Origin of the sequence: Labrys neptuniae (assembly GCF_040797145.1) — a bacterium.
GTDB classification, from domain to species: domain Bacteria; phylum Pseudomonadota; class Alphaproteobacteria; order Rhizobiales; family Labraceae; genus Labrys; species Labrys neptuniae.
On record NZ_JBFNQD010000008.1, the window covers coordinates 39,686 to 64,926 of the forward strand.

The 25,241-nt window shown below is 62.8% G+C and carries 13 protein-coding genes; 8 read left to right on the forward strand and 5 right to left on the reverse strand.

What is annotated here, in order from left to right:
• The first annotated feature begins 38 nt into the window (after positions 1 to 38).
• The 7 genes from ABXS05_RS21625 to ABXS05_RS21655 all read left to right on the forward strand — a co-directional run bounded on the left by ABXS05_RS21625 (position 39) and on the right by ABXS05_RS21655 (position 12,947).
• Positions 39 to 1,871, forward strand: a complete 1,833-nt coding sequence (locus ABXS05_RS21625) for a Hint domain-containing protein (protein WP_367625356.1) — start codon at positions 39 to 41, stop codon at positions 1,869 to 1,871.
• A gap of 48 nt (positions 1,872 to 1,919) precedes the next feature.
• On the forward strand, positions 1,920 to 2,510 hold the full coding sequence (locus ABXS05_RS21630; protein ID WP_311933004.1) for a helix-turn-helix domain-containing protein: 591 nt from the start codon (positions 1,920 to 1,922) through the stop codon (positions 2,508 to 2,510).
• Between the two features lie 373 nt (positions 2,511 to 2,883).
• On the forward strand, positions 2,884 to 3,384 hold the full coding sequence (locus ABXS05_RS21635) for a hypothetical protein (protein ID WP_367625357.1): 501 nt from the start codon (positions 2,884 to 2,886) through the stop codon (positions 3,382 to 3,384).
• 547 nt (positions 3,385 to 3,931) lie between these two features.
• Positions 3,932 to 7,807 carry a glycosyltransferase gene (locus tag ABXS05_RS21640; protein WP_367625358.1) on the forward strand — a complete coding sequence of 1,292 codons (3,876 nt, stop codon included), beginning with the start codon at positions 3,932 to 3,934 and terminating at the stop codon, positions 7,805 to 7,807.
• 140 nt (positions 7,808 to 7,947) lie between these two features.
• Positions 7,948 to 10,923, forward strand: coding sequence for a glycosyltransferase (locus ABXS05_RS21645; protein WP_367625476.1), 2,976 nt, complete (start codon positions 7,948 to 7,950; stop codon positions 10,921 to 10,923).
• A 106-nt stretch (positions 10,924 to 11,029) separates the two neighbouring features.
• Positions 11,030 to 11,683, forward strand: a complete 654-nt coding sequence (locus ABXS05_RS21650; RefSeq protein ID WP_311933010.1) for an ABC transporter ATP-binding protein — start codon at positions 11,030 to 11,032, stop codon at positions 11,681 to 11,683.
• Between the two features lie 7 nt (positions 11,684 to 11,690).
• The gene (locus ABXS05_RS21655) at positions 11,691 to 12,947 is read left to right on the forward strand and encodes a KpsE/RkpR family capsule polysaccharide export protein (protein WP_311933012.1); all 1,257 of its coding nucleotides are present in this window, start codon (positions 11,691 to 11,693) and stop codon (positions 12,945 to 12,947) included.
• Positions 12,948 to 12,967: 20 nt separating this feature from the next.
• Here ABXS05_RS21655 and ABXS05_RS21660 read toward each other — a convergent pair whose 3' ends face one another.
• The 5 genes from ABXS05_RS21660 to ABXS05_RS21680 all read right to left on the reverse strand — a co-directional run bounded on the left by ABXS05_RS21660 (position 12,968) and on the right by ABXS05_RS21680 (position 23,233).
• Positions 12,968 to 16,582, reverse strand: coding sequence for a glycosyltransferase (locus ABXS05_RS21660; protein ID WP_367625359.1), 3,615 nt, complete (start codon positions 16,580 to 16,582; stop codon positions 12,968 to 12,970).
• 52 nt (positions 16,583 to 16,634) lie between these two features.
• Positions 16,635 to 17,945 carry a KpsE/RkpR family capsule polysaccharide export protein gene (locus ABXS05_RS21665; RefSeq protein ID WP_311933016.1) on the reverse strand — a complete coding sequence of 437 codons (1,311 nt, stop codon included), beginning with the start codon at positions 17,943 to 17,945 and terminating at the stop codon, positions 16,635 to 16,637.
• A gap of 90 nt (positions 17,946 to 18,035) precedes the next feature.
• A complete protein-coding gene (locus tag ABXS05_RS21670; protein WP_367625360.1) occupies positions 18,036 to 18,776 on the reverse strand; it encodes a class I SAM-dependent methyltransferase in 741 nt (246 codons plus the stop codon).
• A 271-nt stretch (positions 18,777 to 19,047) separates the two neighbouring features.
• On the reverse strand, positions 19,048 to 20,952 hold the full coding sequence (locus ABXS05_RS21675; protein ID WP_367625361.1) for a glycosyltransferase family 2 protein: 1,905 nt from the start codon (positions 20,950 to 20,952) through the stop codon (positions 19,048 to 19,050).
• 43 nt (positions 20,953 to 20,995) lie between these two features.
• Complete coding sequence (locus tag ABXS05_RS21680) at positions 20,996 to 23,233, reverse strand: glycosyltransferase family 2 protein (RefSeq protein WP_367625362.1); 2,238 nt, start codon at positions 23,231 to 23,233, stop codon at positions 20,996 to 20,998.
• A gap of 415 nt (positions 23,234 to 23,648) precedes the next feature.
• Between ABXS05_RS21680 and ABXS05_RS21685 the strand changes: the two genes are divergently transcribed.
• On the forward strand, positions 23,649 to 25,118 hold the full coding sequence (locus tag ABXS05_RS21685; RefSeq protein WP_311933024.1) for an ABC transporter substrate-binding protein: 1,470 nt from the start codon (positions 23,649 to 23,651) through the stop codon (positions 25,116 to 25,118).
• Positions 25,119 to 25,241 lie beyond the last annotated feature (123 nt).

Consider the following 25,241-nt stretch of genomic DNA (forward strand, 5'->3'; position numbering starts at 1 on the left):
GGGACAGGCCGGAATTCCGACGGATGCAGGAGGAATGAATGCCTACAACCTACGGTCCAAATTCAGGCGGTGTAAGCTATACCGTCGGCGATCCGAATATTCTCGGGCAGAGTGACATCGACATTTCAGGCGGTGCGAGCAGCCCTGTTACCGTCAGCAATGTACCGACTGGTAATATTGTTACGACCAACGGCGGCACGACCAGCATTGTTAATGCGCTTCTTGGCGGTACTTACGCGGTGGTCCCCGGCGTAACGGGGCAGGTTAACATCGTCGTCAGCCTGGCGACCTTGACGCCCAACACGATCTATGTCGGCGGTACGGCCACGATCAATTCGGGTGCCAATGCCCTGAGCGGTCTGGTGCTGAATGTCGACGGCGGCAGCGCTACCATGTCCAACGGTATCGTCGCCAATGCGTTGAGCGGCACGACGGTCAATCTGACGGATGGTGGCAGCTTCAGCAATGGCAATAACCTTGCCAATGTGCTGACGAGTTCGACTATCAATTATGGTCCCGGCGGCGGTACCTTTACCGTCAACGGCGGCGGCACGCTGATCGATCTGTCCAGCACGACTATCAATGGTTTCGCGACGAACAATGGTCTGAACCATCTGGAGTTCCAGAATACTTCGGCTGCGGCAGCTACCTATCAGATTTCGAATAGTGGTAGCGGACAGAGCATTGTGGTTCGTGATGCCAACGGCAACATCATCGCGCAAGCCAATATCGCAGGCCAGACGCTCAACACCGGCACCTACACCCCTGGCGATCCAGGTCCACTGACCATTAGTGGTGACGGCACGAGCCTGACTATCACCGACTTGGCCGTTGTCTGCTTCCTCGCTGGCTCGCTCATCCGCACGGCCACTGGCGAAGTTGCGATCGAGAATATCCAGGTCGGCGACGAGGTTTTCGTTTCCATCGACGGCAAGGACGAACTGCGCCCGGTGACCTGGATCGGCTCGGGCCATGTCTTGAGCAACCCGGTGTATCCCATGGATATGGGCGGCTATCCCGTCCGCATCCTCAAGGATGCGATCGCCGAAGGCGTGCCCTATCAGGATCTGCTGGTCACGGCCGAGCATAGCTTCTTTTTCGAAGGCAAGCTGGTGCCGATCCGCATGCTGGTCAATGGCCGGAGCATCTTCTATGACCGCTCCTTCCAGACCTACACCTATTACCATGTCGAGCTGGCCCAGCATGGCATCATCCATGCCAACGGCATGCTCTCCGAGAGCTATCTCGACACGGGCAACCGCAAGAACTTCGTTGCCCAGCACGGCGTGGTGCCGTTCCCCGGCAAGGCCAAGGACTGGTCAGTCGATGCCGCGGCGCCGCTTTGCGTCGAGCGCGCCTTCGTGGAGCCGATCTTCCGCGCCATCGAGGCCCGGGCGGCCCTGCGCAACGATCCGGTGCAGTCGCAGCCGGTCGAACTGACCCGCGAAGCCGATCTGCACTTGGTCACCGAGAGCGGCCGGGTCATCCGCCAGGCCCGCGAAGCCGATGGCATGGCCCTGTTCATGATCCCCTCGAATGTGCGGTCGGTGCGCATCGTCTCGCGCGCCAGCCGTCCGGCCGATACGATCGGGCCCTATGTCGATGACCGCCGTTTCCTCGGCGTGCTCGTCGGCGCCGTCACGCTGCAGGACGGCAATGTCCGCCGCGAGATCGACACCCATCTGACCACCCGCACTCTGCGCGGCTGGTCGGTGCCGGAAGGGTCTCGCCGCTGGACGGATGGCGATGCCGTGCTGCCGCTCGGCGAGCGCGCCCCCAACGCGATCGCCATGCTGGGCCTGCAGATCGTGGCTGCCGGTCCCTATGTGGTCGAGGCTGACGCCGCCGTGGATGCCGCGCTGAACGGCTGACAATATCGACGACAAGAATCAGCCAGCCCTTGAACAGGGCTGGCTGACATGCTTTTCAGGGGCATGCGCTACGCCACGATCCTGCAGCCTGGCCAGGTTTGGATGTCTTCCGGTCGCGAGGATTCCCAGCGAATCGTCGTCGACGTCTTCAAGGGCAAGGTGCTCTATCGCCTGGCGTCGCAATCGGCCGATGATGCGCCGCAGGAGGCCTCCCGCAGTGCGTTCCGGCGCTGGATTGCCGAGAACGGCGCTGAATTGACCGATCAGGATGCCGAGGCGGGACAGAAGGTTTCACCCAGCGCCGAACTTGGAAAACGGATCCGGGCATTGCGGCAGGCCGCCGGCATGACCCAGCAGCAGCTTGCCGATGCGGTCGAGGTTTCGCGTGCGGCGGTCGCCTTCTGGGAAACCGGGCGAGAGGGCAGCGTCAACAAGCATCTGACGGCTTTGTGCCAGGCGTTGGGTGTCGGGGAAGACACTTTGCTGAACGGGCTCGCCGAAGAGCGTATCGAGACCACCCTGTCGCCCGACGAGGCCGATCTCATCGCGCTCTATCGCATGCTCAGCCCGAGCCGGAAGCTGAGCGCGCAGAAATGGCTGGAACGCCAGACGAATCAGCGCGAATCCGATGATGGATGAGGCGTCCGCGCCTGGGTGAGATGCAAGCTCCTCGTCTCGTTCCCGGTGCAGGACTCCTCTTTTTTTGAACGGTTTCCCAGCCGAAAACCTGCCGGCTTCGGCGGAGAATGCTGCAGCCTTGCCATGCCGACCGGCCAGAGCGTCCCCGGGCATCGCATTGCCATTCCAGAAATGGGCTGGATTAGCCAAAAGTAGAATTATATAGAATCAAAATAGGTATTAACGCCGCCGCGCCGCCGCCGCCTGCGAGCGACGGGTTGGCTCCTAACCTCGGAAGGGATTGCCTGGTGTCGGTCAGTTTTGCGAAGCCGTTGCATTCGCCCCGGCCCTCAGGCCTGTCTCCTGTCACCTCCGGGCCATGAAGGGTAGGGACATGTTGGATTCCTTGCCTCCGGCCGAAACGGCGGATCCCAGGATGGTGGGGGATCCTGCCCTGCGCCTCTGGTTCGATCAACGCGAATGTCGGCCGGTCTCGATCGAAGGCGCCATTCATACCTTTGTCGTGCCGCCGGACTTCAGGCAGGCGCGCCTCGTCTCGCGATCCGGCCAGGTCGAAGCTGTGGAGGACGATGAGCGTGTGCTCGGCGTGGCTGTCGGGCGCATCTGCCTGCGCGGCGAGCATGGCCTTCGCGAGGTCGCGCTCGACCATCCCAGGCTGGAACACGGATTTTATGCCTGCGAACGCGAGGGGCAGGTCATGTGGCGCTGGTCGAACGGGGATGCCGATCTGCCTGCCGACCTGCTGGATTATGACGGCTCCGCCCCGGTCCTGATCGAGATCCACCTTCACACAAAACTGTCGGCCTACCGGGTCGATCCGAGCGAGGGCGGCAGTGCAGCCGATGGTTCGGCCGGCCGAAACGCGGTGGCGTAGCGGGAGCGTGCGTGGCTGGCAAAAGTTTTCGAAAGACAAGGTGGAATCGCCGCAATGATGCATTCATTGCTGTATTCATGACGGACGGTGTTTCCCCTCTGCAGTTTTTATCGCGCGATCCGGCTCGTGAAATTGCGTGATATTTGCTGCCGAACCGATGAAGATCACCAGCCGGAAGAGGACAACGGGCAGGAGCCGAATCGCCTGCAGTCTTTTTTCGCCCCTGCGATTTCCCGTGGCACTATATCCACAAACCACATGTCGTGCTGGACCAAGATGTAATTGTCATGGCGACGTCGATCGTCAACAGATAGTAATGTGTTCGACGTATCGATGTAGGTCTTGATCAGGAGCTTGAAGCCCAAGGATGATTGTTTTGCCATTTGGCTAAGCCTCCCCGTTTGGTGGGGTGTCTCTACCGCCCGAGACGCGGATGCAGGACCGGTACTGACCGGCCGCCGCGATCGGAACCAAAAGCGTGTTTGAATACCGGTGTAGTATGGGCAAGAGCTCTCGTTTCTGGACAAAATTGGCGCCGATCAAGAAGATGCCTTCTTTCGCGTCGTCGGGGCATCAGGCCAATCCGGACCTCAATCTACCGAGTGATTTCGACTGGCAGGTCTACGTCAGCGCCCACACCGATCTGCAATCCTTCTCGCAGGCCAGGGCCGAAAAGCACTATGCCAGCCATGGGGCGGCGGAAGGTCGTCTCTATAGCGAGAAGGGTATCGGCCACTACATTGCCGAGCTCGAAGCCGAGCATGGCAAATTGCCGGAGCTGTTCGACTGGAAGGAATATATCGAGCGCTATTCCGACCTCTCCTCCCTCGGTTCGTCCTATGCGGCCGCCAGGCACTTCCTGCTGCATGGCCGCAAGGAAGGGCGCGTTCCCTACCAGTTCGATGCCGATCTCTACCGTGCCCTCTATTTCAAGGGCATCCAGATACCGAACGACGCCCTGCTGGAGCATTATCAATCCATCGGCAAACCGGCCGGCGCGGTCGCAACGCTGGACCAGCTCGCGCAGAGCGAGGGGCTGCAGGACGGGTATTGGCTGCGCTTCCTCAACCTGGAGGAGTTCAACCTTCTCAACTCGCGCTGGGTCGGGGAGGCCGCCAACAAGCAGGAGGCCCTGCAGGCGATGATCCGCGAAGGATTCGAGCGCCTGGCGCCGATCTCCTTCGTGCACGCCTTCGATCCGGTCTATTTTGCCGATGCCAATCCGGCGCAGGCCGGCAAGACGTCGGCCGAACTCTATCAATATTGGTTGTTTACCGGTCTGAAAGCCAAGGTGCCCGGCAATGCCGCCGAACATCTCAAGCTGCACGGCCTTGCCTTGCTCGAATATCCGGCCGGGTTCGACTGGCGGGCCTATGGCAGCCGGCCCGGCGTGACGCCCAAGCATCGCTGGGACCTGCTCTATCATCTCACCGTCAACGACGCGATCCCGGCGCATGAGATTCCGCTCGGGCCGAGCGGCGGCCAGGACTTCCTGCTGGCCCTGGCAGGCGCCTTGAAGGCGCGCAATCCCGACCGTGCGGCCAGCCTCTATGCCTTCCTCGACCGCAAGGGCCCGCTTGGACCGGTGGAACGGGAGCGCTGGGCCGATTGCCTGGCCGCGCGGGAAAAGTGGGAGGAGGCGCTACCCCTTTATCGCCAGGCCATCGACGCCGGCTCGATCCAGGTCCAGACCGCCGTCAAGGCGATCGAGGCTGCCTTGAAGCTGCGCGAGCCCGAGCAGGCCGTGGAGGTGCTTCTCCAGACCAGGACGGCTTCCGGCGGCGACATCCGTTGGCGCGAGGCGCTGCGCCAGACCATCGATGCCGCGTTCCGGGAAGCCTGGATGGCGGCCGAGGAACTCTATGCCAAGGAGCGCCGCCAGGAAGCGGACGATGTCATGACCAAGGTGGTCGCCGACATCGCAAGCTGGTGGAACACCTTCGATCCGCCCGGCCCGCCGCTGCCGGCAACGCCCGATCAGCGCGTGGTGATGCTGGCCAATGTCGATTTGCGGCAATGCACGCAATATCGCGTGACCCAGAAGATCGAGATCGCCAAGGTGGCCGGCCTCAAGCTGGAAGTCTACACCCAGGCGGAGGTGGATGACTTCATCACGGCCATGCCGGGGGCCAGCGCCGCCATCTTCTATCGCCTGCCGGCCCTGCCGTCGAACATCCGGGCGATCTCGATCTGCCGGGCGCTCGGCATCCCCAGCTATTACGACATCGATGACCTGATCTTCGACGGCACCCATTATCCCGAGCCGATCGAGACCTATGGCGCCTCGGTCAGCAAGAGCTTCTATCATTCGCTGCAGATGGGGGTGCCCCTGTTCCGGGCGGCGCTTGCGATGTGCGACTATGGCATCGCCTCCACGACCCTGCTCGCCGGCTACATGGAAAAGCTGGTGCGCACCGGCCGCTGCTTCGTCCTGCCCAACGGCATCGACAGCCATGACGCCGACCATTTCCAGCAGCGCATTCCGCGCGTGCGGCGCAACGATGACGTCGTGCTGTTCTACGGCTCGGGCACCAAGGCGCATAACAGCGATTTCCTCGATCTCGTCGGCGGGCCGTTGCTGAACCTGATGGAGCGCCACCCGAATGTGCGCCTGATGGTGGTGGGCTATCTGTCGCTTGATGAACGTTTCGATGCGGTGCGCGAGCGTATCACCCAGCTCGAATGGACCAAGGACGTGCAGTCCTATTGGTCCTTGCTGGCCGAAGCCGACGTCAACATGGCCGTGCTCGTGCCGGCGCCGACCACCAACGGCAAGAGCGAGATCAAGTGGCTGGAGGCCGCCGCCTTCAACGTGCCTTCGGTGGTCAGCGCCACCCATCGCTATGAGGAAGTGCTCGAAGACGGTGTCGACGCCTTTCTCGCGCGTACGCCCGAGGAGTGGGAAACCGCGCTCGAGACCCTGATCCGCTCGCCCGAGCGCCGTCAGGCCATGGCCGAGGCGGCGCGCGCCAAGGCCGTGAGCTTCCACAGCCTCGAGCGCAATGCCGAACGGTTCAAGGAGCTGCTGGCGCCCGCCTTCAATCGCAGCGACACCCGGCTGCAGCTTTCCCGGCGCAAGAAGCGCATCCTGTTCTTCAACATCTTCTTTCCGCCGCAGACCATCGGTGGCTCGACCCGCGTCATCAGGGACAATATCGACAGCTTCATCGGCTCGAACTTCGCCACCGAATGTGATTTTGCGGTGATGACGTCGGACAATGACAACCGCAGGCCCTACCAGCTGCGGGTCGAGAACTATAAGGGCATCCCGGTCTTCCGGGCCAATTCCCCGATCGAGGACATCCAGGAGTGGCGGCCCTTCAACGAGCGCTATGGCCAGCTCTTCGCCCGCGTGCTGGAATTCTGGCGGCCCGATCTGGTGCATATCCATTCCCCGCAGCGGGGGAGTGCCTCGCTGATGACCGCCTGCATCCGGGCAGGCGTGCCCTATATCAACACCGTCCATGACGGCTGGTGGGTCTCCGATTACAACTTCCTGACCGATATCACCGGCGCGCCGGTCGAGCCGGAGGAGGCTCTGCCCTCCAGGCCTCCCTTCGGCAAATCGATCGGGCGTTCGCTCGAACGCCGCCGTCGCCTGCGCATCCTGCTCGAACGCTCCGCCGCCATCCTGGGGGTCTCGGATGCGTTCACCCAGATCATGCATCGCGCCGGCTACCCCGCAGCGCGTTCGGTGCCCAATGGCGTGCCGGCGATGGAACGCGTCAGGAAGACCCGCTCCCCCAATGGCAAGGTACGCCTGGTCCAGGTCAGTGGCGAAACCCACCACAAGGGCTTCCACCTCGTGCAGGCCGCCTTCAAGCAGGGGCGCTTTGCCAATCTCGAACTGACGATCGTCGATCATCAGCGCTTCGGCGGGCCGGTCCTGGAAACGCGTTGGGGCGAGACGCTGGTCCGCTTCGTCGGCAAGACCAAGCAGGAAGACATGCACACGCTCTACGCGCAGCAGGACGTCCTGCTGGTGCCCTCGGTCTGGCCCGAGAGCTTCGGCTTGGTCTCGCGCGAAGCCACGTCCGCCGGCCTGTGGGTGATCGCCTCCGACCGCGGGGCGATCGGAGAGGGCATCGAGCATGGCGTCAATGGCTGGGTGCTCGACGTCGCCACGATCGAACCTTTGTTGAGTACGCTCGAAGAGATCAACGCTTCCCCCGAGCGCTATCTCGCTTCGCCGCCGGCCCTGGCCGTCAAGCCCCGCACCGCCGCGGACCAGGCGCGCGACCTGATCGCGATCTACCGCGACATTCTCAAGCGCGCGCCCGAACAGGAGCCCTGGCCCTATTTCATGACCGGCGACTTCGTCGAAGACGAGGATGCCAGCCAGGAGGATCGCGACTGGCTGAAGGGCAAGCGCAAGACCTTCTTTGCCGATTTCGGCAGCACCAAGGGAAGTGGCACCAGATGAAGCTTGATCTTTGCGCCCGATGACGTCGCTCGAAGCCACAAAGACAAGCAGAAACAAAGAGTTGTAGAAGAAGCTCGTTTTTCCGAGAGGCGTTGCTCAGGCGCTGCCGGATATTGGGGGAGTGGAAGGCGTTGGAAGGGGTGGTTCTGGACACGCTCACGGGTTCGGCCGGCGGAGGCGGGCCGTTATGGGGCCGGTTCGACCCGGACTGGTATCGGCGAACCTATCCCATTGCCGCCGAAGAGGCGGATCCCCTGGAGTTCTATCTCACCCAGGGCATGAAGCTCGGGCACTCGCCCAATCGTTATTTCGACGAGGCTTTCTACGTTTCCGAGCATGAGCAGGTGGCCCAGGCGATCGCCGAGGGGCGGATCACCTGCGGTTTCGAGCATTATTGCCAGAGCGGGCGCAACGAGCGCTCCGCACACTGGCTGTTCGAACCGGGGTTCTATCGCCAGCTCTACGCGGATTTGACCGATGCCGCCCTGATCAAGGGGGGCTTTGCCAATCTCTACGACCACTATCTGAAAAGGGGTGCCCAGGAAGGGCGGCAGGCCCATCTGCTGTTCTCGCCGCAAATCTATCGCCGGCACATGGCCGACATTGTCGGCCAGCCCGTCCCGAGCGGCATGGGCGCATTCCAGCATTATCTGGCCTGGATCGACGAGGGCAGGGGGGATGTCCCCACCTCGCCCTATTTCGATGCCGCCTGGTATTGTCTGCACTATCCCGAGGTCGAGCAGGCCGTTGCGGAGCAGCAGTTCAAAGGCGCTCTGCATCACTATCTGTCGAACCCGGATCCATCGTCTTTCGATCCGCTCGAATATTTCCGCGAGCGTTTCTATATCGAACGCTATAGCGACATCGAGAAGGTCATCGGCCGGGGCAAGTGGTTCCGCAATGCCTATCTGCATTTCCTGCGCTATGGCCAACATGAGCTGCGCAACCCGACCAACTATATCAATCTGCAATATTATTGGGCCCGCCGCTCCAGCGTGGTGGTCAATGCAGAACTGGCCAAAGTCGCCGATCCCTTCGCCCATCTCCTCACCGTCGGTCTCCTGAAGGGGCTGCCCTTCGCGCCGACCGGCGCCCCGATCGACGTGCCGGAGAAGCAGGCCCGCGCCCTGTTTCTCAGCCATGCCGAGAACATGGCTCCCCAGCATGCGCGCCGGCCGATCGACTTCACCGTCGAAGGCCGCGCCGATGTCTGCGTCATCGTGGTGGTGCACAACCACCTGGCCATGACCTTGATGACCCTGGCGTCACTACGGGACAACTACGCCGGCGGGATCCAGCTCATCCTGGTCGACTCGGGTTCGACGGACGAGGTCAAGCAGATCCAGCGCTATGTCAGGGGCATGGTCCATCTGCGCTTCGAGACCAATATCGGCTTCATTCATGCCTGCAACAGCGCGCTTCTGCATGCGAATGCCCCCGCCATCCTGTTCCTGAACAATGATGTGAGGCTTTCCACCGGGGCGATCGCCGCCGCCCTGGCGCGGCTGGAGGCCGATGCGCAGATCGGCGTGGTCGGCGCGAAGGTGATCCGCACCAATGAAAAGCTGCAGGAGGCCGGCTGCATCATCTGGCGGGACGGCAAGACCAACGGCTATATGCGGGACTGGGCGCCGCTCAGCCCGGAAGCGAATTTCGTCCGCGACGTCGATTTCGTCTCCGGGGTCTTCCTGATGGCGCGCGCCGATCTGATTGCACAGATCGGCGGCTTCGATCCGCAATTCGCCCCGGCCTACTACGAAGACGCCGACCTCTGCCTGCAGGTGTGGAAGGAAGGCTACCGCGTCGTCTACGATCCCAATGTGGTGGTCTACCATTACGAATATGGCAGCTCGCGTGACTCGGGCGCCGCTTTCGGGCTGATGCACAAGAACCAGAAGGCTTTCCATGCCAAACATTTGCAGGCATTGAAGCATCGTTTTCCGAACACGCCGGAAGCCCTGCTGGAGGCGCGTTTTGCCGGCAAGACCCAGCCGAAGATCCTCTATGTCGAGGACTATATTCCGCTGCGCAGCCTGGGAGCCGGTGCGGTCCGCAGCAACGACCTCATCCGCGTGATGGCGGGGATGGGCTATCAGGTGACGGTCTTTCCGGTCCACGGGACTGCAGCGCCGATTGCCGAAATCTATGCGGATTTTCCTGATAGCGTCGAGATCATTCACGATCTCAATCATCATGACTTCAATAAATTCATTAATGATCGAAAGAATTATTTTGATTGTATCTGGATTTGCCGCGCTCACAATCTGAATTTTCTTTATAGATATCTTGAAGATCTCAATCTCAATCCGAACAAGACGAGCGTCGTCCTTGATACGGAAGCGGTCTTCTCGCTGCGGGAGGAACTGCAGGCAAAGCGTGAAAACAGGCCCTTCGATCTCGGCGAGGCCATGGCGCGGGAATTCGAGCACGGCCATTTCTGCCAGGAGATCGTCACCGTCAGCCCGTCCGAAGCCGCCGTGCTGCACAAATTCGGCTTCCCCCATGCCAGGGTGGTGGGAACCTACCGGCCCGTCACCCCGACCCCTCGCAGCTTCCAGGATCGGGCCGGCCTCCTCTTCGTCGGCAGCCTCTATGCCGAGAACACGCCCAACTACGATTCATTGAACTGGTTCATCGAGGAAATCCTGCCGCGCGTCGAGGCGGAACTCGGCTGGGAAACCCGGCTCAACCTGGTCGGGCATGTCGCCCCCGGCCTGGCCCTCGACCGTTTCCTGTCGCATAGCCGGGTCACCTGGCACGGGCCCGTGGCCGATCTCGCTCCGATCTACGATAGCTGTCGCATTGCCATCGCGCCGACGCGCTTTGCTGCCGGGACGCCCTACAAGGTCTATGAAGCGGCCTCGTTCGGTGTGCCCGCCGTGATCACCGACCTGCTTCTCGGGCAGCTTGGCTGGAGCAACGAGCGGGAAGTGTTGTCCGTATCAGTCGATGACACGGAGGGGTTCGCCGCTGCGATCGTCCGGCTCTACCGTTCCGAAGAGTTGTGGCATCGTCTCCGGCAAGGCTGCTGCGACAGGCTCCAATCAGAGCACAATGAGGACAGGTATAGGGAAGCCCTGTCGCAGGTCCTGCCTGCCCTCCATCGGTCGCAGTGATGCCGATGCCCGGCCATTTGAATAGTGAATTGGGCGTGAAGCTGATATGGTGTCACCGTCCGCGAGGGACGGGGCGTCAATCCTGGATGGCAGTTCTTCGGTCGACATGATTCAACTCAGCAATGTGACGAAGTACTACAAGGTCGAGAAACATCGAAAGATGATCCTCGACCGTGTCTCGATGATCTTCGATACATCCTACGCCTACGGCCTCATGGGCGTGAACGGGGCGGGGAAATCCACTCTGCTGCGGCTGATTGCGGGGACGGAGATGCCCAATGGCGGCAAGATCCGCCGCTCCGTCCGCATATCCTGGCCGATCGGATTTGGAGGCGGCTTTCATCCCGCCATGTCGGGCCGCGAGAACGTGCATTTCGTCGCCAGGGCCTATGGCGCCGACATTGCCAAGGCAGCCCGCTTCGTGGAGGATTTCTCCGAACTCGGCGACTATCTCGACGTGCCCATCAAGACCTATTCTTCCGGCATGGCGGCCCGACTTGCCTTCGCCCTGTCGATGGCGATCGAGTTCGACGTCTATCTCATCGACGAGATCATCGCCGTCGGCGATGCCAAGTTCCAGCTGCGCTGCCGCCAGGCCTTCGACGAGCGGCGCAAGAATGCCGGCCTCATCGTGGTCTCTCATTCGATGGGGACGATCTCGACCTTTTGCGACCGAGGCGGCGTCCTGGCGGATGGCCGGCTGACCATGTACCCGAACGTGCCCGACGCCATTGCCATGTACAACCGTTTGAACCGCTGACGGATCGATGAACGATATCCAGACTGAAATCGACGATCGGCAAAGCAGGTCGATCGAACGCGTGCGGTCCGTCTCGAAGGCACTGTCCGATGCCTCGCGTCGTGCCCGTTTCTCCAGCCGGTCGAAACAGGCCTTCTATGGGGCACAGGGCCTGCGCCGGCGGGCGCGCGAGCGCATTATCCGCCTGGTTCTGCTCGTTCTCGTCGTGGTTCTGCCCAATATCGCGTCGATAGCCTATTTCGGCTTCATCGCTTCCGACCAGTATGAATCGATCGCCAAATTCACGGTCTCCAGCGGTGCCCTGCCCAAGATGGACGATCTCGGCTCGGCTACCGGCCTGCCGCCGATCGCGATCGTGCAGGATACGATGATCGTGGTGTCCTATGCCGAAAGCCAGGCCCTGGTGGCCAAGCTGCAAGACTCCATCGATCTGCGTAAATATTACAGCTCGGACAAGATCGACCGTTTCTCCCGCTTCAATGCGGCGTTGCCGATCGAGAAATTCACGAATTATTGGACACGGCGCTCCTCGGCTGCGGTGTCCATGCCGTCCGGTATCGTCACGCTCCGCGTGCGGGCGTTCAGCGCCGCGGATGCGAAGACGATCGCGACCGCAGTGATCCAGCAATGCGAGGCAATGATCAACCAGCTCAACGAGCGCATGTTCAAGGACACCGTCTCGGCGTCGGAGCGGGATCTGCAGCTGGCCGGGGAGGCTCTCAAGACCACGCGCGTCGCCTATGAGAAGGCCCGTAACGCCGAAGGGATCTTCGACATCAAGGAAGAGAGCAAGAATCTGGGCACGCTCCTGACCCAGCTCGAGGGCCAGTTGCTGACGATGCAGTCGGAATATGCGACCCGCTCGGCCTATGTTGCCGCCGATGCGCCCCAGATGCGCTTGGCGGCCCAGCGGATCGCCTCGCTCAAGGAGCAGGTGAAGGGCGTGCAGAACCGCATCACCACGATGCAGCAGCAGGGCGACAAGGGCGCCCTGTCCCAGAAGCTCAGCCTCTTCGCCAATCTCGATCTCGAGCAGAAGATCGCGGAAAAACGCTATGCCCAGGCCTCGATCAGTCTGAACATGGCGCGCATCTACAGCGAACGTAAAATGCTCTATCTGCATACCGTGGAAATGCCGGCCGAGGCCGAGGAACCGCGTTATCCGCGCCGCTGGCTCAGTATCGGCGTGGTCCTGCTGGGCTCGATCCTGGCTTGGTTCATCTGTATCGGCCTGGTCGGGGTCATTCGTCGCCGGCTGGCTTGAGACGGGCCATTGCGCTGCGTTCAGCGCAGCGCAATGGCACGATAGAGATCCGCCAGTTCGCGGCCCTGGTCTGCAGCCCTGCGCAGGAGGCCTTGTGCTGGAGGGGATCCGGCCCGCCATGCCTCGGGATTGGCGTTCATCGCCCCCAGGATCTCGGTGAGCGCCGCATCGCTGGAGACATCGATGACCACGCCTTGCTCGGGCAGGCGGATGCATTCGCCGATCGCTCCCCTGTCGGAGGCCACCACGCGCAGGCCCAGCGAGGCCGCTTCGCGGGCGACCAGGCCGAAGCTCTCCGGCCAGACCGAAGGCGCCAGCACCGTGTCGAGCTCGGCATAGAGCGCCGCCACCTTTGACGGAGGGCAGGGGCCGCGCAGGAGAACCGGCGTGGCGCCCCAACAGGTGGGCAGGCGTTCATCCGGTGCGAGGGTGTGATCGATCATGGTCAGGGCCAGGCGCTCGAAACGGCCTTTGCGGAGAGCGGCCTCGACAAGGGTGGCGCCTTTCTGGATCGAGCGGCCACCCAGATGCCCAAGGGCGAGACGGCCGTCCGTTCTGCGGCGGCGCGGATGGAGCTCCAGCGCGGGCACGCCATTTTCCAGCGCCTCCGCTGTGACGATGCCGGCATCGCGATGGAGGGCGGCAAAGGACTGCGACACGGCGAGCACTGCCGCGGCCTTACCCAGGAGCGCGGCCAGTGCCTGGCGACGCGCGACCGACTGCGGCAGGCTGACCCCCTCGACGGCGCAGGTGTCGAACGGGTTCTCACCCGGCAGCCGCAGGATACCATCGCGATCGATGAAGAACTGGGAATCGCTGAGCCACCAGCCGTCATGGAGCGTGATGAGATAGGGGATCCCGGCCTGCTCCGCGGCTTCGACGATGGAAGCGCTGAGGCGCTGGATGCAATGGAAATGCACGATGTCCGGCTGGACGAGATCGAGCACTCGACGGAATTGCCTGCCGTGGTTCGGGTTGAAGGGCTGCCAGTCCCGCAGAGGGGCCGGTGGGACGGAAACCCGGAAGACCGGACGGCCTCTGTAGCTGTCACAGCTCAGGCTCTCATAGGGCAGGCGTCCCTCGTCGCTGGCGAAGATACTGACCTCGATATCCGGGCAATGATCGATGAGGTGATCGACATTGTCCTCCACCACGCGGGTAGCGCCGCCATGGCTTTGCGGTGCGAAGAAGACATTGCAGACCAGTACCTTGAGAGGCGATGATGATGACGGGGAGGTGCTTGCGCGTCCTGCGGGGGCGAAGGTCTCGGCCAGAATGGCGGCGCCCCTGTCGAGTGCGTAGCGCTGCCGGGCTTTCTCGCGGGCCCGGTTCCCGATGTCCAGCCGCAGTTCGGGGGAGTCGATCAGAGCCTTCAGGCAATCGCGCCATTCCTGCCCGTTTTCGGCCAGAAAGCCGTCGACGCCGTGCGACAGCACCTCGCGATAGGTGGCGGTGGCACTGACCACGGATGGCATGGCGCAGGCGGCGGCCTCCAGCCATTTGATTTCGCTCTTGCAGTCGGCGCTCTCTCCAGGCGAAAGCACGGCGAGATTGATGTCGCAGGCCTGCAGCACACTCCAATATTCGTCGATATCCTCGACGAAGCCGACCCGGGTGATCCGGTCGGCATGAACAGCGAATTCCGGCCCGAGCCGCAGATGACCGGCGACGACCAGGCGCAACTGCGGATAGTCGCGCAGGAGGTCGAGAAGAATGGGAGCAAGCTCCCGGGTGAAATCGAGATTATGCGCCTTGGTGCCTGATCCGTAGAACAAGGTCACCGGCTTGTCGGACGGCTGCAATTGGCGCCTGCGGGCGAGGAAGGCGTCGTTGCGCGCGTCGAGCCCGTTGGGCAGCACCAGCGACCTGCCCAGGCGAACCAGCGGCTGCATGTGCCCGGCGAGCGCGGAGGTGGAGGCGATCGCCGTGTCGCACAGCCTCATGGCGAAGCGATGGAGCGGCACACCGAGCTGGAGGTGAAGGTGCTCGTGCGGCGTGATCTGCCCCTCATAGGTCGACAGGTCCGGTGGGAAATAGCGGCCGTCGAACAGGAGATCATCGATTTCGTAATAGGTCGGCAAGCCGAGGGCGCGGGCATGCAGAATGGCTCGTTGCACGGCAGGCGTTGCGGTCACCCGATAGAACAGTGCGGCCTTGGCGCCGGCAAGAGCGGCAATGAACGCCTCGGCCTGTGTCTCGTCAAAGGCCTCGGCCTGCAGGCCGGCCTGTTCGAACTGGCGCAGTTTCTGCTCCACCCGATAGTGCCGGCATTGGCGCAACTGCTGGTTGGCCAGGATGATGACGGTGCCCTCGGCTGGGAGCGGCAGTGCGGGCGGCAGGCGGTCGAGCGCGACGAGTGCCGCCTCAATGCCGGCGAGGGCGGCCTCGATCACGCTGTCGGCTTCCTTGCGCCTCCCGAGGGCGTAGAGCTCGAGCGCGCCGGCCTTCGCATGATCGAACCAGGCCTGAAGGGTGCGATGGACGCAGGCGAGGAAGTCGGCACGCTCGTTCCAGCGTTCCTGTTGTTCGCGCAGGATGTGCAGGGCCTGCTCGAAGGCGTTTTCGCCGATCAACAAGGCGATCGCTACCTGCACGGCATCCCAGGGATGGTCGTCTCGCGCGATTGCCAGGCGGAAATCGGACAGGGCTTCGCCGGCGGATCGAGCCTGTCGGGCCTTGCCGCGCCGATAGAGCAGCGAGCCGTCGAACCCGGCCGCATCGCGTGCCTCGGCCTGGTCATAGGCTCGGGCCGCCAGGGCGAGACGGCCACGCCTGAGCTGAAAGTCTCCGATTGCCGCCAGGAGATCGAAACCGGCGATGTCGCCGAGGTCCCCATTCGTCTCGAAGCCTCGTTCGAACAGGTGCGCCAAGGCCCCGGCACGATTGGCTATCCCGGCGCTTTCAGCCGGCGGCAGCCCCGCCCGATAGGCCTGCCAGGCGAAATCCGCGGGATAGCAGCGCCCCCCGAGATAGGGCTCCAGGAATGCGGTTTCGTTGGGCGCGCGGCCGGCTGAAACGCCTTCAGCGAGCCAGGTCCGGTAGAGCTCAGCCGCATCGGCTGCCTCGGCCTGGCCGTAGGTCTGGCGATAGAACTGCGGGTCGAAGCCGTGCTTAAAGCTGATCGGAGCGAGGCGCTCGATGCCACTCTCCACGAAGATGCGTAGCGCCTCGGCGCGCGACAGGGCGCTCGAGGGCAGCCAACCCTGGGCCATCGCCGTGAATTCGGGCGTGCGGAACAGAGCTGGCCAGGCGCCGGGAACGGCGTTCGTTCCGCCGGTCGGCATGTCGAGGAGGAAGGGGCGGCCTTCCTGCCTGCCATGCTCGAGAAAATGGCGGATGAACTGGTGGTCGTGCACGTAAGCGAGGGCAAGGTCCTCATTGAGGAGGCGATAGGCCGTGACGTCGAAGGCGGGTGGTAGCGGACCAAAGCGCCGCTCCCACTCCGCGATTGCCTCGCCGAGATTGCGTGGACGCCCTTCGCGCCGGCCATGCTCGACATAATGGGCCCACAGGCGCTCGGCACTGGGCAGGCCCTGCAGATCGGGATGATGGGCGGCGTAGAAGACAGGGTCGAAATCGGCTGCGATCGCCGGGCGTTCACGAAACGATTTCAGCAGGGACCTGAGCCGTTTCACCGACCGTGGCCTCCCACCCGCATGGCCGAACCGGAGTGCTGGTCGCCGCTGCTCACAGCCGATGGTCTTCCACGGACGCATAGGTGAGGGCGCCGATCGCCCAGATGATCAGCAGGGACAGGAAGAACATCAGGGGATAGACGAGGCGGTAGGGATATTTGGCGAATTCGGGCAGGCTTGGCGGCACGAACATGCTCAGATAGACGGCCTGTCTCTGTGCCCTGATCTCGGCGCGATCCAGCGCCGCCTGTGCCCGGGCGTATTTGCGTTCGTTGAGCAGGCGATCGACGTCGAGCTCTTCATATTTGGCAAGCGAGGTGGCCAGGGTCTGGGAGTCGCTGCCGGTCAATTGTCCGCGCAACGCCGCGATCTGCTCATCCAGGGAGGCGATGCGATTGCGCAGGACGCGCAGGCTGGGGGCGTCGGGCTGAAGCTCGGCCGCCATCACCGCCTCGTCATTCTTCAGCTTCAGCCGTTCCGTCATCAGGGGCATCAGCAAGGTCGCGATCTGGGTACCCTGTTGGCTCGGATCGATCAGCGCGTCCTTGTTGCGAAAGTCCTGCAGCGCTTTGAGGCTGTCCTGCAACTGCTTGAAGACCTGGCGCGTTTCGGCCTCGGCGGCCTGGGTCGCGTCCCGCCGCGCCCGCTCCGACATGCGATTGATCAACTTCTCGCTTTCGGCCAGCACGGCCTGGTTCAGCCGCAGGGCATCCTCGGCGCGAAAGGCGGTGACATCCACCGTGACGATGTTGGAGACGGGGTCGACATAGGCATCCACCTTGCGCTGCCAATAGTCGGTGAGTTCGTCGATCGAAGCTTTATTGGACAGGCGGGCGATGCGGTCCACTTCCGGACGCTGGAAGATCTCGCGGATGTTCAGTTGCGCGCCGATGTCATCGATGATGGCACGGCTGCGGATGTAGTTGGCAACGATATGCGCGTTCTGGGCGGTTGCTACCGGTATCATCGAGCCGCTCGTCGGGGTGGCCGCGGTTTCCGATTCGCCGCCCTTGTCCGACATTTCCGGCTCCATGGCCCGCACGGTAAAACGGGCTTCGGACTGGAACTGATCCGATGCGATGACGAAGAAATAGACGAACGCGGCGATGCTCGGGATGAGCACCAGCAGGACGAAACTCCACAGATAAGGCCTGGACTGGCGCGAACCGAGGTCGGGAACGGCTTCGGGCGAACGGGTATCGTCGACGACGGTGACGTCTGTGCTCCGCCCGCGGAACACCTTGGTGGCATTGGCGAACTGGCGCAAGGCAAGCCCGGTCCGCCTGGGCCGTTCCTCCGGGCCAGGGGGCGGCAGAAGCTCCTTGGCTTCGCCGTCCTTTTGCTGCTTCAGATCCGTTCTCATATCCAGATTGCGCTCATCCGCACCGTTATTCCTGTCCGATCGAGCCTGCCGCGGGCGCTGGCCTGCTCGAGGATCTCGGGATCGACCGTTCTATTTCCGCGCATAGATCGACATCGCCGGCCCGTAGCGATGGTCGGGATCCTCGTCCTCCAAGGTGATGTGGGCAAAGCCGACCGCCCGCAGGGCGGCCAGCAAATCGTCGCGGTTGAGCCAGCGATGCCGATCCATGGGACCGCCGCAGAATTCGGCATGTTTGGCGGCACCGCGATAGGTTCGCGGATAGGTTCGCACGGCGATGCCGTGAAAATCCTGGACCTGCGGCTGGCGGGCGAAGACGGCTCGTCTCGGATCCGATGGCGGCATGAGTTCATCGTCCACGAAATGGGTCCAGAAATAGACCGCGTCGGTTCGCGCGGCGATCAGTTCGATCAGATGCAGCGGATCGTCGGCATGGTAGAGAACGCCGGACGCGACGATGAGATCGTAGGTTTTCTCGGTGTTCTCCAGCCATTTGACGAAATCGCCGAGCCAGATGCGCGACCGCGACAGGCCGAAGATCTCCTTGGTGATCAAACAGCGCAGAAAAGCTGACTGATTGGCCTCGACGGCATCGACCATGGCGCCGGCGCGTTCGAGCATGACGGTATGGCCGGCCTCCAGCGGTCCCAACTCCAGGACGACCTTGCCCTCGAGCGGGCCGTGCTGATTCATCATCCAGGCGATCCGCGGGTCCAGATAGGTCGCCAGCGGCCCGGCGCTAATACCCAGTTCCGGCGGAAAGCCACTGTTCCAACCCGGGATGACATCGACGGCGTTCTGATGGCTGGGCATCGAAACTACATAGCGATCAAATACTTTTAGCGATTTCTGCTCGGATAGGAATGCGGGAACCGATTGGCGCCGCAGCTTGCCAAGCCATCTCGATAGCATTTACTTTTCCAGTCGGCAGTGTTTCTCGATATGCCACTATGATGGCCCAGCCCCCATCTCTTCATAGCGCAATTCAGCATGGATGAGACCTTAAAATCGCTGCGCCGCAATATGTAGCCCGAAATTTATGTCCAAATAATCTACCTCGAGACAAAATCTCAAAAAACTGCACTCAACCGAGGGCCGCCCTATACCACTCCAGCGAGAGCGCGGGATGGAAGTAGGGGTCGTTCCTAAGTAGGTGGAGCCATTTCGAACGGAAATATCCTATCTCTTTTCTGTACAGCACCTCGGACGGCATCTTGTTGCTGCGCGAGGCGGACTCGTGATGGTGCAGCACCACGCACGGATCCAGCAAGGTTCGCCAGCCGCGCTCGTTGAGGCGCAGGCACAGATCGATGTCGTTCAGGTCGATCGGAAGATTGTGCTGGTCGAAGCCGCCGATGTCGTGAAACTTCTCGCGCGAGACCGCCAGGCAGGCGGCCGTGACCGCCGACAATTCATGCGGCAGGGAGAGCCGTCCGAAGAAGCCGGTATCGGTGCGTGGCAGGCGCCGCTCGAAATGGGCGGCCCGCCCGCCCATGCCGAGCACCACGCCGCCATGTTGCAGCGTATCGTCCTTGTAGAGAAGTTTCGCGCCGACGGCCCCGATGTCCGGTTGCCGGGCCCAGCCCGTCAGCCGGGACAGCCAATCGTCGGACAGGATCTCGGTGTCGTTGTTCAGGAAGACCAGCGTGTCACCGCGGGCCCGCCCTGCTGCCTCGTTGCAGATGGCTGCGAAATTGAAGGATCCGGGGCTGCGCAGGATGGAAAAGCGAGGGTCCTTCGTCACGTTCTCCAGATAGGCCAGGGTATCCGGATCCCTGCTGCCATTGTCGATGATGACGACCTCGAAACGGTCCTGCGGGGTGCGGTCGAGCAGGCTGCCGATGCAGGCCGACAACAGGTCGGCCCGATCCCGGGTCGGAATGATGATCGTCGACATCGGCGACTGTCCCCCGGCGAGCATGACGGCCGGGCTGAGCGGAGGAAGAGGAACGGCCGGGCTGGCATGCGAGGTGGCGAGCAGAATGCGGCGAATATGCACGGCCCGGACGAGGGCGTCGACGGGCGGACGAAACAGCAGGTCCTCGACCGTGGCGCCGGAGGGCATGGCCTGACGCAGCCAATTGGCACGAGCGAACCAGGCCCGCCCGAGCAACGCCGCATGGCGGGCGAGGACGGGGCTCCAGTCCGGCTTGAAGCGGGGCGTGCCGTCACATTCCTCGTCACCATAATAGAGGGCTGCCGGGTCTTCGACGGCTCGCTGGGCAACGGCGGCCAGGGCGAAAGCGGTCAGCCGGTCGTCTGCCCGCAGGCCGATCACCAGATCATCCTCCGCGATCCCGTTCAGGAGGGGAGCAAGGGAGGTTTGGGGGGAAGCCCATGACAGGGCGATGCCCTTGAGTGGTTGGGAGGCGAGGAAGTCGTGCCACGCCGCCGCATGCTTCGATGGATCCCCGATGATGACGAGATTGAAACCTATGCCGAGGGCAGCCGGCGCTGGCATGTCGAGTCCCGTCCACTCGATGGCGCGGCTGCGCTCGAGGCGCCAGGCCTCGTACATGGTGAGGGGCGTCGCGCCCAGCGCGCGCCTGAGCCGGGTTTGCTCCACCTGCCGATTGCCGCGCATGCCGGCCCACAGCGCGCTCATGACCGCCTTGGGGTGGCGCCGTGCGCCTCTCGCCAACCGCCGGAATGGGCCGACGCGGCCAAGGCTCACCAGCCGGAACGCGAACGGGCCGGCCCAATCGACCGGCGACAGGTGCAGCTCGGTCGTATCGGACGGCAGGAAGCCGATCCAGCTTCCGCGACCAAAGGACGGAGCGGGCAGCATCACATCCTCCTCGCCGCCTGGGCGGACGATGCGCAGGATCGGCCGGGTCAGGGGGTCGAGCAGGCTGGCCTCGAAGACGAGGCGGACCCAACGCCCGGCCCACAGCCGCGCCGGCGCTTCGATCCTGAGCCAGGGCAGGCCACTTTGCGAGATGGTCCGGCCGTCCCGCAGGACGACATCGACGAGCGGCGTAAGCTTCATGCCGGCGGCCGTGCCTTGCGGGATTGGTGCCCGGTGATGACGGTCATGCTTGGTCGGCCTTGAACAGGAGGGACATGTCGGTTTCGCCGGAACCAGTCGGGATTGTCGTCCAGGAGCGCGGCGATGGCAGGGTTGGCGGCAGAATTTCTCGGGGGGTGGCCAAATGCCTGGAGTACCAGGGGCTGTAAGCTGGATCCTCGAAGGCATACGTATGATATTTTTGGCGTAAGGCCTCCTTTTCGCGTTGGAAGCGTTCCTTGTTCGCCTTGGTCTCGTCACTGCCCCGTGAGGCGGATTCATGATGGGTGAGGGTGGCGAAGGGCGTCCACACGGTCCGCATGCCGGCGGCGGCTGCACGCAGGCAATAATCGACATCGTTATAGGCGATGGCAAAAGCCGTCTCGTCGAACTCGCCGACCTGGGCGTAGCATTGGCGCGAGATCAGCATGCAGGCGCCGGTGACGGCACTGAGCGTCTGGCGTACCTTGAGACGGTTCATCGGTCCCGACGAGTCCTGCGCTGCGTTGGCGTACCAATGGCCGGCCAGACCGCCGAGCCCGACGATGACACCCGCATGCTGCAGCCTGCCGGTGGGATAGAGCAGGCGGGCACCGACGATGCCGGTTTGCGGATAGTCGAGGCAGCTCACCATTTCCTTGAGCCAGCCGGCGGCGGCGATCTCGATGTCGTTGTTGAGCAGCAGGATCGCCTGCCCCCTTGCTTCCCGCATGCCCCGGTTGACCTGGCGCGAGAAATTGAAGGGCTCGGTTGTCATCACCGTCCGGAAGTTGTCGTGCTGGCCGCCCATGGTCTCGTAGAGAGACAGCGTCTGTGCGTTCGTGCTGCCATTGTCGACGATGATGATCTCGAAATCGGCATAGTCGGTGCGTTCATAGAGGTCGGCCAGCAGGCGGCCGATCAAAGCGGGACTGTCGCGATTGGGAATGACGATACTGACGGAGGGCCACTGGTGGCGATCGGGCGCAAGTTCGACACGGTGAAGATCGGGTACCAGTGCCGGACCAACCGGCGCGGCGATGCCGTCGCTGGCATAATGCGCGGCTAGGGCCCGGCGGGCGTGGCCGACCGCCGTGGCCAGGTTGGCGTTGGAAAAGGACGTCCGGTGCCGCCGCCACAGATAAGCGGGGTAGGGCAGGTGGACGATGGTCTCGGCCGGCAGTCCCGAGAGATAGCGCAGCAGGAGTTCATAATCCTGCGAACCGTCGAAGCCGGCGCTCAGGCCGCCCAGCGCCTGCAGACGCTGGCGCCGATAGAGCGAGAGGTGATTGATGTAGTTGACCCCCGACAACAGCACGGGGTCATAGGCGGGCTTGAAGAAATAGCCCGTCGGTTTCAGTTTGGCGTCGGTGATGGTTTCATCGGTATAGATGAACTGTGCGTCGGGATGGCGGCGGATGGTCTCGTTGAGATAGTCGAGGGCCAGCGGCGCGAGGGCGTCGTCATGGTCGATGAGGCCGACCCATTCCCCCTGCGCCGCGGCGAGGCCAAGATTGGTGGTGTCGGCAATGCCCTGATTGCGCGGATTGCGCAGGATGCGGATCCGAGGCTGTCCCTCCAGGCGTTCGAGCCAGGCGAGGGTAGCCCTGTTGCTGGATGCATCGTCACACAGGAGCAGTTCCCAGTTGCCGGCGCGCTGGCCGCGCAGCGAGTTCAGGAGGGTATCGAGAAAGGCGGTCGGCGTATCGCGAAGCGGAACCACGAAGGACAGCAGCGGTGCCGGCGGTCTTTCCTCGGATGGCTCCATCTGCCGAAGACCGGCCTCGGCAAGATGCAGGACGGCCCGGAAATGCTCCTCCGGCGGGAGCTGGCGCGGAGGTGGCGGCGCCTTGGCCAATTCGTCGAGCTCGAGCAGATGCAAGTGGTCGGCGGCGGTGCCGAGCTGCCGGCGGAGCGAGGCCAGGGAGCGGGCCGTGCGGATGTTCAGGGTGAAGCTGCCCTGCTCCCCGTTCGCCCCCGGATAGTCCTCGCAGGGGTCGAAGCGCACGCGACGGAAGCCTTTGATGCCGCTGGTCCGGAAGGCATAGACGCCGTGACGCGCCGCTGGCAGCGGCAGTACCTGTTCGGGCCGAAAACCATAGCCGGTATCGATGTAAAGGTGTGGTTCGAGCTCTGGGCCGTTCGAAATGACTTCGATGGCGACATATCTGGCGGGCCAGGGGCCGAGCTTGAAGACGAAGTGAGGATCGACCTCGCATACGCTCCATTGCGACGCTCCGACGCGAACCAGCCCCTTATGGCCTTTCATCAAGGGCGCAAACACGATGCCGCTTCCTCACATGGCCAGTCATTCATCATGAACCGGGGAGACATGTCGTCGTTGGTCTTTAGGCTCTTGCGGTCATCCGCGACTAAACCGGGAGATTACAGTAGAGGAAATAACGCGAGAATATTGAAAGATAAACTGTACTGTCCCTTGCGGCAAGGAGCCGGAGAGGTGAACTTGACGGGCAGGTAAACAATGCTTTCATCGACGGTATAGCGTTCAAGAACTCATCGCCGATCCTATAGCTGATTCTGGAATAAAAGCGATCTTCCAGTCAATGATCCGACATTTGACGTTTTCTCAGCGCCGGTGCCATAATCGGCTCGCGATGTCCGGCTGCAGGGATGTACTGGCGTGAATGCAGCGCCTGACATCGGCATAAAAACACAAAAACGACATTTGGGAGGGATGAATGGCTTCGAAAGGCGGAGTTGTTGGCGCCGCGTTGATGGCTGCGGCGCTCGCGGGAGCGGCGCTGCCGGCCAAGGCGGGCGAATTCGATGGCGTCACCGTCAACATCATGACGCAGACGGGCGCCATCCAGGAGCCGCTGCAGCGGCGCGCGCCGGAATTTGAAAAGCTGACGGGCGCCAAGATCAACGTGATCGCGGTGCCCTTCTCCGATCTCTACCAGAAGGTGCTGACCGATTGGGCGAGCGGCACCAATTCCGTGGATGCGGCCGTGTTCGCGCCGCAATGGATGGTGGACTATGTCGCCGGTGGCTATCTCGAGGACATCGGCGGCCGGGTCGCCAAGGACAAGGCGATCGCCTGGGACGATATCGCCCCTTTCTTCCGCGACTTTTCGTCGAGCTATGGCGGCAAGACTTATCTGGTGCCGTTCGATGGCGATTTTCACATGCTCTATTACCGCACCGATATCTTCGACAAGGCAGGGCTGAAACCGCCGACGACCTGGGACGAATATCTGGAAGCGGCCAAGAAGCTGAACGGCATGGAGGTCGACGGCCAGAAGGTCTATGGCTCCTGCATCGCCAAGAAGCGCAACGCCCAGAGCTATTGGTTCGTCACCGACGTGGTTGGCTCGATGACCCAGTCGAAGGGCACGTCACAGGGCACCTTCTTCAACACCAAGGACATGACGCCGCTCGTCGATAACGAGGCTTTCCGCAAGGCGCTGACCTTCCTCAAGGAATCCGGCAAGTATGGCCCGCCGGACGAATTGAACATGGACGTGTCGGACACCCGCCCGCTGTTCACTTCCGGCAAATGCGCCCTCAACCTCGACTGGGGTGATGTCGGCGTGCTCGCCATCGATCCCGCGACCTCCAAGGTGATCGACAAGACGGGCGCCACCATCATGCCGGGGGCCAAGCAGGTGCTGAACTGGGACACCGGCAAGCTCGAAGCCTGCTCCAAGGAGACCTGCCCGAATGCCATCGACGGTGTGAACCATGCGCCCTATGCCGCCTTCGGCGGCTGGAGCGGCGGCATCAACGTCAAGGCCAAGGACAAGGTCAAGGATGCGGCCTATGCCTTCTTCTCCTATATGAGCGCGCCGGCCCAGTCGAATGTCGACGTCACCATCGGCAAGACCGGCTTCAACGCCTATCGCACCTCCCAGCTCAGCTACAACGACGGCTGGAAGAAGGCCGGCATGAGCGAGAAGGCGGCGGCCTCCTATCTCGGTGCCATCAAGGACAGCCTCAACAGCCCGAACATGATCCTGGACCTGCGCATCCCGCAGAACCAGAAATATCAGCAGGTGGTGCTGGATGAGGCGATCGCCCGCTTCCTGGCCGGCGAGATCGACGAGGAAGCCACCGTCAAGGCGGTCGCCGATGGCTGGAAGGACCTCAACGACCAGATCGGCACCGAGGACCAGCTGAAGTTCTACAAGAACACGCTGGGCGCGAAATAGGGGGCTACCTTCCTCCTGGAGGGGGAGGGGCGAACGAAGTCCGGGGTGGCGTGAAGAGGCGCTTCGTTCTGGCAAGACGAGCGAGGCTGCAGAACGCCCTTTGCCGCGAAAAAGTCACCCCAC

What these genes read in the sequence shown, in the direction of transcription:
- ABXS05_RS21630 (WP_311933004.1), top strand. Translation starts at nt 1,920, where the DNA reads ATGCTTTTCAGGGGCATGCGCTACGCCACGATCCTGCAGCCTGGCCAG.
- ABXS05_RS21640 (WP_367625358.1), top strand. Translation starts at nt 3,932, where the DNA reads ATGCCTTCTTTCGCGTCGTCGGGGCATCAGGCCAATCCGGACCTCAAT.
- ABXS05_RS21655 (WP_311933012.1), top strand. Translation starts at nt 11,691, where the DNA reads ATGAACGATATCCAGACTGAAATCGACGATCGGCAAAGCAGGTCGATC.
- ABXS05_RS21675 (WP_367625361.1), bottom strand. Translation starts at nt 20,952, where the DNA reads ATGAAGCTTACGCCGCTCGTCGATGTCGTCCTGCGGGACGGCCGGACC.
- ABXS05_RS21665 (WP_311933016.1), bottom strand. Translation starts at nt 17,945, where the DNA reads ATGAGAACGGATCTGAAGCAGCAAAAGGACGGCGAAGCCAAGGAGCTT.
- ABXS05_RS21685 (WP_311933024.1), top strand. Translation starts at nt 23,649, where the DNA reads ATGGCTTCGAAAGGCGGAGTTGTTGGCGCCGCGTTGATGGCTGCGGCG.
- ABXS05_RS21670 (WP_367625360.1), bottom strand. Translation starts at nt 18,776, where the DNA reads ATGCCCAGCCATCAGAACGCCGTCGATGTCATCCCGGGTTGGAACAGT.
- ABXS05_RS21650 (WP_311933010.1), top strand. Translation starts at nt 11,030, where the DNA reads ATGATTCAACTCAGCAATGTGACGAAGTACTACAAGGTCGAGAAACAT.
- ABXS05_RS21625 (WP_367625356.1), top strand. Translation starts at nt 39, where the DNA reads ATGCCTACAACCTACGGTCCAAATTCAGGCGGTGTAAGCTATACCGTC.
- ABXS05_RS21635 (WP_367625357.1), top strand. Translation starts at nt 2,884, where the DNA reads ATGTTGGATTCCTTGCCTCCGGCCGAAACGGCGGATCCCAGGATGGTG.